Here is a 15091-nt window from a genome sequence, read left to right as displayed (position 1 = left end):
ACAGGAAGATTAAAATTTTATATGTTTAATGTCTTCTTGAGCCTTTTGAAAATCCTCATGCTTGCCAATATCTAGCCAATATCCTGTAATGGGATAGGTTATGATGGTTTTATTTTGTGCTAATACAGCCTCCATTAAATCGGTTATATCAAAATAATCATTCTTAGGAATCATCTCTAAAAGAGATTTCTTTATAAAATAAATTCCAGCGTTTGAATAATAAGTATAACGTGGCTTTTCTTTTAATGAAGTTGCCAGGTTCTTGCCATCAACCTCTAATACGGCATAAGGAACATCAACATGATATGAAGTTGCGGCTACAGCCATATCGGCTCCTGAATTTTTGAAGGTTACATAGAAATCTGCAAAATCAATATTGGTCAACAGATCACTGTTCATGATCAATATATCATCGTGCTCAAAGCTTTCAACAAGATGAATGGAACCAACCGTACCTAATGGTTTACTTTCACATACATAACTTATTCTGGCCTTATTTCGCTCACCATCGCCAAAGTAGCTTTCTATCTGTTCGCCTAAATAATTAATACTTAAATTTATATTTCTAATCCCATATTGAACCAACCTATCTATATTATATTCAATAATGGGCTTATCTCCTACTTTCAATAGCGGTTTTGGAGTATTTGCAGTTAAAGGTCTTAACCTTTTACCTTGTCCTCCTGCCATTAATACTCCATCTGCTGGAATAATCGTTTTTTGTATTCGAAAATTTAGAACGTCTATAATTACTTTGTCGGTATCAACAATTGGAATAATTTTATAATGCTTCTCCTTATAGGCCTCTAATTGTTCTAAAGTATAATTTGTACGAGTAATATAAATTGGATTCTTTTGAATAAACTGAAGTAAGGAATCTTCAAAGCCGAGCCCTTTAATAAAGCCTCTGCGCAAATCTCCATCTGTTAAAGATCCAATCAAATGCAATTCATTATCAACAACAAATAAAATCGCATCCGAAGCTAATGCATCTAATTTACTTAAGGCATCTCTTACTGATTCACTTTGGGAAATTATATGTTTATCGAAATCACTCATTTATATTGTTTTAATATTTTTATAATTGAATCAGCAGTACCGCTTTTCTTATAGATATTTTCTCCTGTAAATGCAGGTAATTTTGAGACCTCTTTGACTGCATTTTGAATTTTTAAGCTATCAAAGGGACAGTTAATTACATTTTTACTTTGTGCTCTCCCCTTCTGTCGATCGCCCACATTAATTACATATTTTCCAAAGGAAGCAGCTTCAATAATTCCGCTAGAGGTATTGCCCAATAGGAATTTACAGGAACGCATTGCGGCAAAATAGTTCAATTTTCCGAAATTTTCAATGAGTTTTACCTGTGTAAGCCTCTTCTCATTTAACTTGGTTAGGGTTCTACGAAATATAGATCCGAAAGTATCGGCATTAGGCATGGTTATAACCAAGGATATCTTTTCAGATATATTTAGTAAAGCATCAAGCAATTCGCGAGCATATTCATTATTTCTTTCAGGAGATACGGTTTCCGGATGAAAGGTTAGCAATGCAAATTCATCATTAATTTGATACTTTTTGCGAAAGTCTCCTTCTGAAGGAATATCCATACTTTCTAATTCATCAATGGATAAGGAGCCGACCGTAAATATGTTTTCGGAAGTTTCTGTAATCGCCTTTATACGTTCTGCAAAATCTTCAGTGGCAGGAAAATGAAGTTGAGATGCTGAAGATATTTGATGGCGGTAAATATTATCTATTGCACCTAGTGTTGTTTCACCACCATGTAGATGAGCAAAACGGACACGAAATGGAATTCCAGCTTGAACGGCAGCAGCCATTTCATAGCGATCGCCCAAGCATAGAACCCAATCATACTGATTATTATTCCAGAAATCCGCGAATTTTAAAACGGTTAATCCAAACGAAGTTGCTATAGCAACTTCATCATCGTTGGTAAGTAAGGACGTTATTTCATGAATAGTAGTGAAACCTGATTCTCTGATCTGATCGACCGTGTAACCATGAAATTTAGAAAGGTGTGTTCCAAAAGCGATAATTTCCAATTGAAAGGAAGAGTCGCTTTTTAACCGATTCAACAAAGGTAAATAGATGCCAAAATCAGCTCTTGAGCTTGTTAATACAGCGATCTTCATAGCCATTAGTTTTCTATAACGATTAAGTCATCCGCGGAGAAATCACGGGTAGCTATTTTCCCAATAACTGTATCCCATAACATAGGGGAAATACCGTTGCCTGGTCTCTTTACTGTCAAATTCTCTTCAGAAAAGATATCTCCTTTTGCAATCCTTGTTTTTGCAATAATGCTTTTTCTGGCTATTGTAATGTTCTTCATTTCTGATTCTGATGGTGTTTTTAATCCTGTTCCAGAAACAGCTGATTCAATGTTCCTGATTGCAGAAACCATGGCCTTTAACTCATCGGGGTCTAAGGAAGCTTTATGATCAGGACCTTTCATGTTCTTATCAAGAGTAAAATGCTTCTCAATCATAGTTGCTCCCAATGCCACTGCTGCAATAGGCACTTCAATGCCTAATGTATGATCAGAATATCCTATAAGGGTGCCAAATTCTTTCTGGATGTGGAGCATCGCTTTTAAATTAACGTCCTTCATGGGAGTTGGATACTCTGTATTGCAATGAAGAATGGTAATATTCTCTCTTAGTATTCCATTATCTAAAAATACTTTTAAAGCATCTCTAACCTCTTCTAAGGTTGACATACCAGTAGAAAGAATTATCTTTTTAAATAGCTTAGCTGCATTTCTCAGATAAGGAAGATTGGTGATTTCACCAGATGGAATCTTTACCATCTGCATTCCCAGGCTTAACAGATAATCTAATGAGTCGAGATCAAAAGCTGTAGAAAAGAAATTAATATTCTTTGAATTACAATATTTAATCAGTTGTTCATGTGCAGACTCAGAAAGCTCTAAACGTTGAAGCATTTCTAATTGAGATTCTGTATTGTTGTTTGTGTTTTCAATTTGATAATCGGCTTTTTTTGCCTTATTTGATACAAGTTTATTCGCTTTAAATGTTTGGAATTTAACATAATCAACTCCAGCCTCTACTGCAGCATCAACCAACTTAAAAGCATTTTCAATACTTCCATTATGATTAACACCTGCTTCGGCAATAATGATTACATTTTTATTTTTATCTGACACTGCTTGGAATATTTACAATTCTATCTTCTAAAAACTGAGCATTAACTTGCTCATCTCGCTGACATGTAGCATACATTGGTAATCGAAACATCAATTGCCAAATAGGTCGGGACATGATCTTATTGGAATTCATTTCTTTTAAGAATTGCTCTCGCTCATTTTTATCCTTTAACTCAACACACATTAACCAATAATTAGCTTTTGTGTTTGGTAATTCTGTTCTAAATATAATGCCTTTCTCATTAAAGAAATTACTGTATAAATTGGCAAGCTCTCTCTTGTTCTCCAACATACTGTCTAATTGCTCTAATTGAGCACAGGCTAAAGCTGCGTTCAAATTTGGCATTCGATAATTATAACCCAATTCATCGTGATAAAACTCATAAGGATGTGGCTTCTTTGCAGTAGTAGTTAAATACTTTCCTTTTTCACCCAACACCGTATCATTGGTAACTATTGCACCACCTCCACCACAAGTTACTGTTTTATTGCCATTAAAGGAAAATGTGCCAAGTTTGCCAAAACTACCTGTATGTTTTCCCTTATACTTACTTCCAAGGGATTCTGCAGCATCTTCTACAATGGCAATATTCCATTTTTTACAAACCTCTATCAGTTCATCTAAATGAACAGGAAACCCAAAAGTATGCATGGGGAGACAGGCAGCTATCTTTCTTCCGGTAGTTTTATTATAGCACCCGTTTTCACGAAGTTCCGCATGCTCTTCTAAGAAATTATTCAGAGCATTGGGCGAAAGACCCATGGTATCAAGATCTACATCCACAAAAACAGGAATAGCTCCATTATACACAATTGCATTTGCTGTGGCAATGAAAGTTAAAGCCTGCGTAATGACTTCATCTCCCGAATTAACACCAGCTAAGCGTAAAGCTACCTGGATAGCTGCAGTACCATTGACTACTGCAACTGCTTTTTGAGTTCCGGTAATAGTTTCCATCATCTCTTCGAATCGGTCAACATAGGCACCAACTGAAGAAACAAAGGTTGAATCAATTGTATCTATTAAATACTTTTTTTCATTTCCTCTGAAACGGGGCTCATGCAAGGGAATAAACTCTTTGGTTTGGAAAGAATCTCGGATAAACGATATAATATCTTGAATATGTTTCATTACATCTTTGAATCTAAATATTTACCAGTTTCTTTATGTCCAAAACCAGGAATCATTTGAAAGAATAAATCTATAATATCCTTCTTAGTCCAAGACTTACGTGATTTAAGTTCATTGATCCTTTCGCTGAATAAGTTCAACTTATCATCTTCAACCTTATATTCATTTTTAATAATACCCAGGTTCTCAAATCTCTCCATATCAAGTACTTCTTCATCAGTAAAGAATTCTTCGAAGTCTTTTTCACCAGTTGTATCACTCGCTGTAAATAAACAAGGCCATTTTCCTTGTTGGGGCAAGGTTGCCATTAAAGACCTGGCTTCATCTTCATTATTGCATAAATAAGGCTCATAACCAAGGTTTTTGAGATACTTAATTGCAATATCAGCAAATGTAATCAAATGTAAGTTTTCGTTTAATTTTGGAAAAAACACATCTCTATTCTCACCTAAAATACAAGACATCAAGCAAAGCTCGCCCGATTCTTTTGGTACAACGAAATAACGCTTAATATCATTGGGAGCAACGATAGGTTGACGCTTTTGGATACGTTGATTAAAACCATGGAGTAATGAACCATCAGAAAAGGCAACATTTGCGAAGCGGGCTGTAGATATAGCAATATCCTTGCTTTTCCGCATAAGAAACATTTCCATGATTCGTTTAGAAGCCCCCATCATATTAACCGGGTTAGCAGCCTTATCGGTAGAAACACAGAAGTATTTCTTGACGCCTTTATCAATGGATTGCTGTATGGTTTTATCGGTATTGAAAATATTCACCTTAATCATCCTCATTAAGGTAAAGGGGTCTTTTTCGCTTCTTACATGTTTTAATGCAGAGAGGTTAAGAACGTAATCGTACCGACCATCCGCCTCGATAAAAGCATCATATTCAATAGATCCTACATCGAGCGCGAAAGTTTGAAAATCGCCATCAATGTAGCCAAAAGAACTGCGGATATCTCGTACCAATTCAACCATATTATTTTCACTGATGTCAACAATATGAAGTTTTTTTGGTTTTCGCTTAAATATTTCTTTGGTAACAGCTTGTCCGATTGAGCCTGCTCCTCCAATAACTAAAAAACGTGAATTTGATATTTTATTCTTTAAGTCAAGTTCATGTTCTTCAATATCATGTTGGAAAAGCTCTTTGTCTCTCCCTATTAGATTCAGGATATTCATTGTTTTATAATTACTTTCCTATTCCGGTATATTTGAAACCGATCGCTGATAATTGATCTGCATTTAAAATACTTCTTCCGTCAAATAAAAACGCAGGTTTAATAACTGCATCGTATACTTTCTTCCAATTGTAGGTTTTAAACTCATCCCATTCAGTTAAGATTGCAACTGCATGGGCAGCTTTACAAGCTTCGTATGGATCGTTAACTACTTTAACGTATTTTCTGTTTTCTTCTGGGGACCGTAAGTTTAGATAGTCCAAATCGGCGTAGATTTGTTCTGCAGTAACTTTCGGATCGTATACCGTTATTTCTGCCTGCTCATGCAATAAAGCATCGGCTACATAAATAGCGGCAGATTCACGCGTATCATTGGTATCCTTTTTAAATGCCCAACCTAAAAAAGCTATCTTTTTGCCAGAAACAGTATTATATAAGGTACTTACAATCTTATCAGCAAATCTTCCTTTTTGGTGATCGTTCATAATGATTACCTGCTCCCAATAATCAGCTACTTCATTCAAACCATAAGTTTTTGCGATATAAACTAAATTTAGGATATCTTTTTGAAAACAGGAACCTCCAAACCCAACAGAAGCTTTTAAGAATTTAGGGCCAATGCGACTATCCATACCAATGGCTTTTGATACTTCATCAACATCTGCACCGGTAGCTTCACAAAGTTCAGAGATAGCGTTGATAGAAGAAACTCGCTGTGCCAAGAAAGCGTTGGCGGTAAGTTTAGAAAGCTCAGATGACCAAACATTGGTTCTTAATATTCTTTCTAAGGGCACCCAACTTGCGTAGATATCAACCAATGCCTGAATTGCTTCAATTCCTTCTTCGCTTTGTTCTCCCCCAATTAGTACACGATCTGGACTCAATAGATCTTGTACTGCAGTTCCTTCCGCCAGAAATTCAGGATTGGATAAGATCTGGAACTTTACACCATTCCCTGTATGATCTAGGATTGCTTTTAAAGCTTGCGCAGTACGAACAGGTAAAGTAGATTTCTCTACGACAATCTTATCTGAGGTGGCTATACGGGCAATTTGCCTTGCACACAGTTCAATGTACTTTAAATCGGCTGCCATCCCCTTCCCTTTACCATAGGTTTTGGTAGGCGTATTAACAGAAATAAAGATCATTTCTGCTTCATGAATAGCTTTATCTACATCGGTACTAAAGAAAAGGTTTTTTCCTCTGGCGTTTTCTACCAGTTTGGATAAACCAGGCTCATAGATAGGAATATTATTCACATCAGGATCATTCCATGCATTAATACGGGCATGGTTTAAATCTACAACGGTTATCTTAACATTCGGATTTTTATTCGCAATTACAGTCATGGTAGGACCACCTACATAGCCAGCCCCAATGCAACATATATTCTTTATAATCATTATTACGTTAAAATTATTTACTGCTGTTTATGATGGAGAAAATAACTGCAGCCATGGATGCAATGGTTGAACCAATACCTACCCATGCCTGTGGACTGATTGTCTGCCGTTGACGAAATTCTTTCTTTGGAACAAAGATCTCTGCTCCTGGTTCTATCTGAGGATATGTACGAATTCCTATAAAGTTATTTGTGCTTTTAACAGAGCCATTTGCATAAACTACATAAGAACGCTTCTTTAAGGCTTGCTCTGAGAATCCGCCTGCTTGTGAGATGTAATATTTAAGACCACGATTAGGTACATAAACAGCCGTTACTGGCGATAAGACATCTCCTCCTACTTTTACGGTTTGGAGTTCTTTCGGAATAAAAATAATATCTCCGTCATGTAATAAAAGGTTCTCCTTATCTTCTGGTTTTTCAAGAATTTTTGTAAAGTTTATTCCAACATAATCATTTTTAGTTTTTTGCTGAAGTTCTCCTTGATTTAAAGCTACATTTTGATCTTGTTGTATAGCTGTAAGAGTCTGTAAGGTTTGTTGACTTTCTTCCTTCTCCATTTGTAAGGCTATTTGATCATCTCTGGTTGCACCCGCCTGTAGACTTAAAGTACCCACCCTTTTAAGCGAAGCTCCTTTAATATAAGCAAAGGGAGTAAATCCTCCTGCTCTTTTTATAATATCGGTAATACGCTCATCTTTTTTACTAATAGCATAGCTTCCAGGATAAAGCACTTCTCCTTCAATCCGAACAGTTTTTTGAGTTTCATAACCCGGAGCTGTTCTAATGAATACCATATCAAAAGGTTTCAATAGAAAATTTGCATTGGTACCTTCGAAATCTTTATTTAAATCAATCTGGAATATTTCAGCTGATTCACCATTTTTCAAAGTAATATCAGTATCAGTAACTCTTCTGGATACCTCTATCCTTAAAGGTGTAGCACTGTCTTTAAAACCACCAGCTTCTAAGATCAAATCTTTGACTGTTCTCCCCTCTGCATAATTATATGTTCCCGGATTACGAATCTCTCCATCTATACTTACAGAATATTCATCTTTTAAGTCAAAAATGGAAGAGATAAAGATTTTGTCTTCTTTTTTCAACTGAATATCAGGATCCGTCCCTGCTAAGATATTAGCCACATTAAAGGTAACTTGTTCGGGCTGTAAATCAGGCTTTAATCTCGTAATGTATCCAAGATTTAAGAAAGCATCTTCTTTTACACCATCTGCTTTCTTAATAAGCATAGAAAGTGTTAGACCTGGACTAAGCTCGTAGTCACCTGGACGAAATACAGCTCCATTGATAGTTACTCTATTCTCAAAGCGTTCTAATATTCTGGAAATTGTAAATTTATCGCCACTCACAGGTTCATACTGATTAAACTGGCTAGACAGCAAATCTTCAATACGTCTTTCTTTATCTGTATTTTTTAGTACCTGAATACGATCTTGATAAGCATATTCAGTGAAACCACCTGCATATTTCAATAAGTCATCAAAAGTTTCTCCAGCCTTTAATTCAAATAGTGCCGGACGTTTAACTTGCCCGATTAATTCAACTCTCTTGGAATAGGGAGGGACGAATATAACATCCTGATCTTGAAGGGTAATATTGTTTTTTAAACTTCCATCAACTAAAAAATCATAAACATCCAAAGTCGAAATTACTTGTCCGTTACGAATGATACGAATATCACGCATCGTTCCATTTAAAGTTGGTCCTCCGGAAGCATAGAGTGCATTAAAAGCCGAAGCTACAGATGGTAATGTATAAGTTCCTGGTTTAACGATTGATCCTGTAAGAATTACTTTAATACTCCGAATATTACTTAGAGTAATATTTACATTAGTGGTTCCGTTACTTATACCAGAATAAATACTTGACAAACTGTTTCTGATTCTTGTACTGGCACTTTCGATGGTAGAACCGGCAACAGATACTACACCTATATTAGGGATATTAATATTTCCTTCCGGACTTACTGTTAATTTATAGCTTGCTTCTGAATAGCCATAAATCTCTATCATTATTTCATCGTCAGTACCAATTACATAGTTTTTTGGAGTAGCTAAATTAAGATTGGGCTCAAACTGAGGATCGGCATTCTGAAATAAAGAGGCACCAAATACTTTAGATTTTAATTCATCCAATGCTTTCTCTGCTTCTGTCTTTACTTGTTCTGGATTAAGAAAGGATATGGAGTTAAGAGTATCTTGCAAAGGTTGACGAAGGTTTTGTTGAGCACGAGTTGAAAGGCTGTCAGTTTTCTGATTAGCTAATTTCATTTTATCAACACGCTGACGAAGGTTTTGAACCTCTGTAGTACTCATCCCTCTAGATATTGCCACTTGCTCTAACTGTGCCTCAGAAAGGCCTGAAGCCTGCACCTGATTTACAAAATTTCGGACCTGTGTATCTGAAAGTTCATCTACACGAATATTTGACATATCCTGAGCATAGGAATAGTGCGTGCCTACACCTATAAAAATAAATAGTAACAGACTGGCTAATCGAAGTGTTTTCCGCATAAAAGAAATCTTATTTACTATATCTAACTGTAAAAACGAATAATTATTTTTCACTTTAATAAAAGCGTGTAATTCTAACAAAGAAACGGTTTTTTTTTGTATTATCATATATTATGGGGTAAAGCAAACGTGTTAAATTCACTTATATTACATGCTTTGTTGCATTAATTTCGGCTTAACTATGATATAAATAATTACTAAAAACAAGGGGGTTAAGAGGAAAGTTAATATTGGGTTCAGATTTGATTGAATTACAAATACACAGATAGCGACTTGTAGGAATGCGTAGATAAACGCAACTAAACGATGTGACATTTTTTGATCGTTTGCCAATACCTGATAGAAATGTAAACGATGAGCTTCAAAAATATTTTGTCTCAAAATTAATCTATGAATTATAGTTAAGATGCTGTCTACTCCATAAACTGTAAGAAATAGGATATATAACCAATTGCTGCTCTTTAGTATCAAATCTAAAAGAAGGAAGACAATCCAAAATGCCATAACAATACTTCCTACATCTCCTGCAAAGACCAAGGCTTTTTTACGGAAATTAAAATATAAGAAAACAACACAGGCAAGCATTGGAAACCAGATGAGATCTGGTTCGATAAAAGAGAACTGATAGATATTTACATACTGGAGTGCGCCAAGAATAACCAGGCTGTACAAACCCGTAATGCCATTTATTCCATCCATAAAGTTATAGGCATTAATAATACCAACAACTAGAATGTAAAGTGCTATAATAGCCCAGATAGGTAGAACAAAGACTTGATCATAAGCAAAAAGGAGTGTCACAGCCAATAGATGAAAGAAGAAACGCAACAGTTTAGAGATATTCATATTATCATCCAAAAAACTTATGGTACCAATAAGTAAAACTCCTAATACAGGTATTCCGTAATCTGAATAATAATAAACACCTGCAATAAGAATGGATAAAACGAAAATGACTCCTCCCCCACGGACGGTAGGCGTAGTATGGGAACTACGGTCATTCGGTCTATCAATAATCAAATACTTATTTGCTAGCTTTATGTATAGTAACATCCCTGCAAAAAGTATTAAGAATACGATAATATAGATCATTGATTCCTGTTGGCCCCTATATTGGCAAAAATAGGATAAAATCGGGATATTAAAAATTATGAATTTGAAAAGCTTCTGATGGTTTTAGCTAAGCCTTCTCGCACGCTTATCGGTAATTTTTTAATCGCCAATGCTCTCTTTATTTTTTCATTACTTACCTCATAGCTTTCGATAAGTTTTTTCAATCTTTCAGAGTTTAGTGGCAAATGAATTTTATCTCCAATCTTGGCTGATTTTATTATAAAACTAGACGATATGTTCCATACTCTGGCTCTGACTTTAGCCGCCTTTGCTATTATCCTTATTACTTCGGTTGTAGACAGAGCTTCATCATCGGCTAAATGATATATTCCTCCCGGGATAGATGCATTTGTAAGAATTCGATCTAGAATAAACAAAAGGTTTTCAATGGAAAGAAAAGAACGGCTGTTATGAAAGGCACCCAAAGGATAGGGTATTCTCAGCTTCACTACTTTGTATAAAAGATTGAGATTTCCCTTATTGCCGGGACCGTGAATCATACAGGGTCTCAATATAAATAAACGTTTTCCTTGTGGTAATTCTTTACTTAATAAATATCGTTCTGCCTGTAGTTTTGATTGCCCATAAGCAGTTTCTGGTGTTGGCTCAGCATCTTCTGTTAATTTACCATCCACAGTATCTGCTACAGCCTTAACACTGCTGAAGTAGACAAAATCATTAATATTACTCTTCAAAAAGCGATCAAACAGTTCTTTCGTCAAACCGTAGTTGATATCAAAGTACGCTTGTGGATCTGCGCTATTTTTTAAATCGTGTGCCTTACCAGCTAAATGGATAATTGAATTTGCCTGTGGAAGTATATTAGGCAAGTTTTCTCTAAGATTAAGAGAAATGATGCTGTCATTCCGGGTTTTTTCGGTGTAGCTCAAAATATTTTGACCAACAAACCCCGAATAACCTGTTAAGATTATTTTATTATCATTTCCTATTCCAAACATAAGCTACTAATGATTTTATTGTTTAGTAAACAACTCTTCAACAAGATTAACATATTTAATAGTAACTTGATGTTTTGAATAATTAGTATCAATCTCATGGAGGCCCAACCAACCCATTTCCTTTAAAGTACTTTTATCTGCATTCCTTAATATTGAGACAATCTTTTCAACTTTAGTTGCTAGTTCCCTATCCTGAACCAAATACGCGCAATTCTTATCATTTAAGAATTTATAGATAGGTGTGTCCTTTCCTGAACAGATTAACAAGGGTTTTGCACAAGCCATAATGGTGTATACTTTGGAAGGGAATCCATTAGCTTCCATCTCTGGAGCCATAAAAATAAACTGTAAATCAGAATAAGCAATCAGACTCGGCATTAGCTCTCTAGGTTGATAGGGCAAAACATGGACATTGCTAAGCTTATGCAACCTCACTTGTGATTCAACATACTCCTTTAATACTCCTTCACCAATAATAAAAAACTCAATAGATTCCTCCTTTAATTGAATAGCAGCCTCAATTAAAGGCTTCCAATCTTGTGCATGCCCAATGTTTCCTGCATACATAACCTTTAAGGTTTCCGGATTATCAGGAAACAGGGATTTATCTAGGATTACTGAGACTGGATCCATGGGCTTATAAAGATCGGTATCAACAAAATTCGGTATTACATGAAGTTTACTTTTATTTTTAAACCTATTAATAATACTATCATAAAAAACTGAATCGATGGTAATTACAGCATCGGATTGATTGTATACTACACGTTCAATCCATTTCAAAACTAAGATAAGAGGTTTCGATTTTAGACTTCCTTGTTCTATCAAAAAGTCAGGGTAGATTTCTTGTACATTATAAATTACTTTAGCCCCAATCAGTCTTGAGAGGATTATGTTAATTAAGCCAATGCTCAATGGTGGAGAAGGAGAAATTATAACATCCACTCTTTTTTCGAAAAGTCCTAAGAAGAAAGATAAAATATGCCAATATATGAACCCTAAAATTCGTAAGGAAGTTTGCTTGAATTTCTTCTGAGGAACATGTATTACTTTAATTCCCTTAAAATTGCTCTCATAAAATAAACCAAAGAGCTTACTTTGCATAGGCTGCTTTTTCAAAGCATCAGCTAATACGTTATAATGTGGAGTAGTTGTTAATACTGTGACATCATAACCACTTTCTTTAAATTTCAAAGCAATATCGTTGTATAGATAGGCGGTAGATACACCATCTGGACTAAATACGATGCTATGGATTAAGACTTTTTTCTTCAAAATGGGTAAATACTTATTCAGACCAAACTACGCGTTTGATATAATCAACATAAGAAATGATAATTCGTACTACTTTATCTGAAACATTGGGCATAGAATAATCTGCAACAGGTCTAAATGTTCTTTCTTTACCCCTTTTTTGTGAGCTTAATTGAATTAAACCTTGCAATATTCGTTCTGTATTCATTCCAACCATCATTACAGAAGCTTCTTCCATTGCTTCTGGCCTTTCATGTGCATCGCGTATATTTAAAGCTGGGAAATTCAAAATAGAAGATTCTTCAGAAATGGTGCCACTGTCAGAAAGAACTGCCAATGAATTCATTTGAAGTGCATTATAATCATTAAAACCTAAAGGTTTTAGGAATTGAACTTCAGATCTCATTTCAACCTTTTTGGCCTCAATCATATTGCGTGTACGAGGATGGGTACTAACAATAATTGGATAACCGTATTTTTCAGCAATCAGATTTAAGCTAGTCATTAAGCCATTGAAATTCTTTTCGCTATTAATATTCTCTTCTCGATGGGCAGAAACAACAAAATACTTGCCGTATTCCAGTTTTAATCGACTTAAAACATCAGATTTTTCTATTTCAGGTAAATAGTGGTTTAAAACCTCGAACATCGGAGACCCCGTTTTAATAATCCGATCGGCTGGTAGACCCTCTCTTAGCAAGTATTCTCTGGCAATATCACTATAGGTCATATTAACATCGGAAATGTGATCAACAATCTTTCTATTGGTTTCTTCAGGAACGCGTTGATCAAAGCAGCGATTTCCAGCTTCCATATGGAAGATTGGAATGTGACGCTTCTTGGCTGGAATAGCACATAAACAACTATTGGTATCTCCTAGAACTAGGAATGCATCTGGCTTTTCTTCTTCAAGCAAGGGGTCTATTTTTATTAGAATCTGTCCAACTGTTTCAGTTGCAGTCTTTCCAGCAGCATTTAAGAAATGATCAGGCTTACGGATAGAAAGATCATCGAAAAAAATCTGATTTAACTCATAATCATAGTTCTGACCAGTATGGACGATGATATGCTCTATCGCTTCGGAAGCATCTAATGCTGCCATTACTCGTGCTAAACGAATAATTTCAGGGCGAGTACCCACAACAGTCATTACCTTTAATTTCTTTTCCATTCTATTTCCTTATATTTCAATTTAAGCTAAACATTTTCAAAGTAGGTATCAGTATCATTTGGATCAAAAAATTCGTTAATCCAAAAAATAGTAAAGAGCTCTTCCTCTCCAATATTTTTAATATTATGCGTATACCATACAGGCATATCAACATAGGCCGGTTCTTCTCCGGAAAGATAAAAATCTAATATTTGATCTGTACCGATCTGCCGTAACTGAATAAGCGCTTTCCCTTTAATTACGGCAAAGCGTTCTATTTTACGAGTATGAAAATGATTACCCCTTGTAATTCCAGGTACAGTTGTCGAGAAAGAAACTTGTCCACCTACATTTAATCGAATTACCTCCACAAAGGCTCCACGTGGATCTATATGCTGCGTGAATTTTACCGGGAAGTGATTCTCAGTATCTATGTAACACCTAAAAGTATTAAATAAGTTTAGTTCAAATCGTGAGTTTATTGCAGGAATGCCCCCTTTCTCTAAATAATCTTCTTTATATCGATTTAATAAAGACAGGATCTCTGAAACTTTTGAATGAGCGGTATGAATAACCTGATAATTCAAATTGCTTTTTTTACTTCTTATTTGTTGAATAAACTCTTCAACCAGCTCTCCAATATAAATTAAATTAAGTTCTCCATCAATTTGAATAACAGGCATTTCAGCATGTGTTAATTGGTGGCAAAAGGTTGCAATGACCGAGTTGTAAAATGGTCGACCGAATGGTCCAAACACATTGGGTATTACCATTCCTGTAAATTGTCCATTAAACTCCTCTGCCCATTTTATAAAAAGTTCTCTGCCCTCTTTTTTTGATTTCCCATACATATTATCTTTTGATTCTTGTGAGGAAGAAGAAAACAGAATATGGCTTTTGCTTTTAGTTCTAATTAAAGATTCAATAAGGCTCTCTACGAGTGCTATATTGGTAGTATAAATCACTTTGGGATCGCTATGGCGATTCATTGCCGCTAAATGCACTATTACATCACAGGATGAAGTAAATTGATCTAGCGAGCTTAAATCAGCAAAGTATTCTTTTTTAAATTCAATTCTTTCAAACTCGTCAGGAAAAAGACATAGCATGTTGTAAAGATGTTTTCCTACAAAACCATTCTGACCCGTTATACCTACTTTTAATTTCATTC

General features: G+C 35.3%; 12 protein-coding genes. All 12 read right to left on the bottom strand.

Going from position 1 to position 15091, the window contains the following annotated elements; genetic code table 11:
• Window positions 1-9: 9 nt before the first annotated feature.
• The 12 genes from C8N28_RS00925 to C8N28_RS00870 all read right to left on the bottom strand — a co-directional run bounded on the left by C8N28_RS00925 (window position 10) and on the right by C8N28_RS00870 (window position 15089).
• Window positions 10-1059, bottom strand: a complete 1050-nt coding sequence (locus tag C8N28_RS00925) for a nucleotidyltransferase family protein (protein WP_132220633.1) — start codon at window positions 1057-1059, stop codon at window positions 10-12.
• Window positions 1056-2162 carry a UDP-N-acetylglucosamine 2-epimerase gene (gene neuC / locus C8N28_RS00920; protein WP_246012682.1) on the bottom strand — a complete coding sequence of 369 codons (1107 nt, stop codon included), beginning with the start codon at window positions 2160-2162 and terminating at the stop codon, window positions 1056-1058. The genes C8N28_RS00925 and neuC overlap by 4 nt, the downstream gene beginning before the upstream one ends.
• A complete protein-coding gene (gene neuB / locus C8N28_RS00915; RefSeq protein WP_132220629.1) occupies window positions 2162-3190 on the bottom strand; it encodes an N-acetylneuraminate synthase in 1029 nt (342 codons plus the stop codon). The genes neuC and neuB overlap by 1 nt, the downstream gene beginning before the upstream one ends.
• Window positions 3180-4322 carry a LegC family aminotransferase gene (locus C8N28_RS00910; protein WP_132220627.1) on the bottom strand — a complete coding sequence of 381 codons (1143 nt, stop codon included), beginning with the start codon at window positions 4320-4322 and terminating at the stop codon, window positions 3180-3182. The genes neuB and C8N28_RS00910 overlap by 11 nt, the downstream gene beginning before the upstream one ends.
• Complete coding sequence (locus tag C8N28_RS00905) at window positions 4322-5509, bottom strand: UDP-N-acetylglucosamine 4,6-dehydratase (protein ID WP_132220625.1); 1188 nt, start codon at window positions 5507-5509, stop codon at window positions 4322-4324. Before C8N28_RS00905 ends, C8N28_RS00910 begins: the two co-directional genes overlap by 1 nt.
• Window positions 5510-5519: 10 nt before the next feature.
• Entirely contained in the window at window positions 5520-6911 is a 1392-nt protein-coding gene (locus C8N28_RS00900) for a nucleotide sugar dehydrogenase (protein WP_132220623.1), read from the bottom strand.
• Window positions 6912-6924: 13 nt separating this feature from the next.
• Window positions 6925-9444 (bottom strand): SLBB domain-containing protein, encoded by a 2520-nt coding sequence (locus C8N28_RS00895; RefSeq protein ID WP_165870278.1) that lies wholly within the window; start codon window positions 9442-9444, stop codon window positions 6925-6927.
• Window positions 9445-9591: 147 nt separating this feature from the next.
• Entirely contained in the window at window positions 9592-10536 is a 945-nt protein-coding gene (locus C8N28_RS00890; RefSeq protein ID WP_132220619.1) for an MraY family glycosyltransferase, read from the bottom strand.
• A gap of 56 nt (window positions 10537-10592) precedes the next feature.
• Window positions 10593-11516 carry an NAD-dependent epimerase/dehydratase family protein gene (locus tag C8N28_RS00885; RefSeq protein WP_132220617.1) on the bottom strand — a complete coding sequence of 308 codons (924 nt, stop codon included), beginning with the start codon at window positions 11514-11516 and terminating at the stop codon, window positions 10593-10595.
• 15 nt (window positions 11517-11531) lie between these two features.
• Window positions 11532-12791: a glycosyltransferase family 4 protein gene (locus C8N28_RS00880; RefSeq protein WP_132220615.1), complete on the bottom strand. Its 1260-nt coding sequence runs from the start codon at window positions 12789-12791 to the stop codon at window positions 11532-11534.
• Between the two features lie 13 nt (window positions 12792-12804).
• Window positions 12805-13941 (bottom strand): non-hydrolyzing UDP-N-acetylglucosamine 2-epimerase, encoded by a 1137-nt coding sequence (gene wecB / locus C8N28_RS00875; protein WP_132220613.1) that lies wholly within the window; start codon window positions 13939-13941, stop codon window positions 12805-12807.
• A 26-nt stretch (window positions 13942-13967) separates the two neighbouring features.
• Complete coding sequence (locus C8N28_RS00870) at window positions 13968-15089, bottom strand: polysaccharide biosynthesis C-terminal domain-containing protein (protein ID WP_132220611.1); 1122 nt, start codon at window positions 15087-15089, stop codon at window positions 13968-13970.
• Window positions 15090-15091: the final 2 nt, after the last annotated feature.

The sequence above is a fragment of the Albibacterium bauzanense genome, assembly GCF_004339765.1.
Taxonomy (GTDB): Bacteria; Bacteroidota; Bacteroidia; order Sphingobacteriales; family Sphingobacteriaceae; genus Albibacterium; species Albibacterium bauzanense.
The sequence above is the reverse complement of the archived record's forward strand: the minus strand, read 5'-3'. Positions and strand labels throughout refer to the sequence as shown.

What these genes read in the sequence shown, in the direction of transcription:
- C8N28_RS00925 (WP_132220633.1), bottom strand. Translation starts at nt 1,059, where the DNA reads ATGAGTGATTTCGATAAACATATAATTTCCCAAAGTGAATCAGTAAGA.
- neuC (WP_246012682.1), bottom strand. Translation starts at nt 2,162, where the DNA reads ATGGCTATGAAGATCGCTGTATTAACAAGCTCAAGAGCTGATTTTGGC.
- C8N28_RS00910 (WP_132220627.1), bottom strand. Translation starts at nt 4,322, where the DNA reads ATGAAACATATTCAAGATATTATATCGTTTATCCGAGATTCTTTCCAA.
- C8N28_RS00905 (WP_132220625.1), bottom strand. Translation starts at nt 5,509, where the DNA reads ATGAATATCCTGAATCTAATAGGGAGAGACAAAGAGCTTTTCCAACAT.
- C8N28_RS00900 (WP_132220623.1), bottom strand. Translation starts at nt 6,911, where the DNA reads ATGATTATAAAGAATATATGTTGCATTGGGGCTGGCTATGTAGGTGGT.
- C8N28_RS00895 (WP_165870278.1), bottom strand. Translation starts at nt 9,444, where the DNA reads ATGCGGAAAACACTTCGATTAGCCAGTCTGTTACTATTTATTTTTATA.
- C8N28_RS00890 (WP_132220619.1), bottom strand. Translation starts at nt 10,536, where the DNA reads ATGATCTATATTATCGTATTCTTAATACTTTTTGCAGGGATGTTACTA.
- C8N28_RS00885 (WP_132220617.1), bottom strand. Translation starts at nt 11,516, where the DNA reads ATGTTTGGAATAGGAAATGATAATAAAATAATCTTAACAGGTTATTCG.
- wecB (WP_132220613.1), bottom strand. Translation starts at nt 13,941, where the DNA reads ATGGAAAAGAAATTAAAGGTAATGACTGTTGTGGGTACTCGCCCTGAA.
- C8N28_RS00870 (WP_132220611.1), bottom strand. Translation starts at nt 15,089, where the DNA reads ATGAAATTAAAAGTAGGTATAACGGGTCAGAATGGTTTTGTAGGAAAA.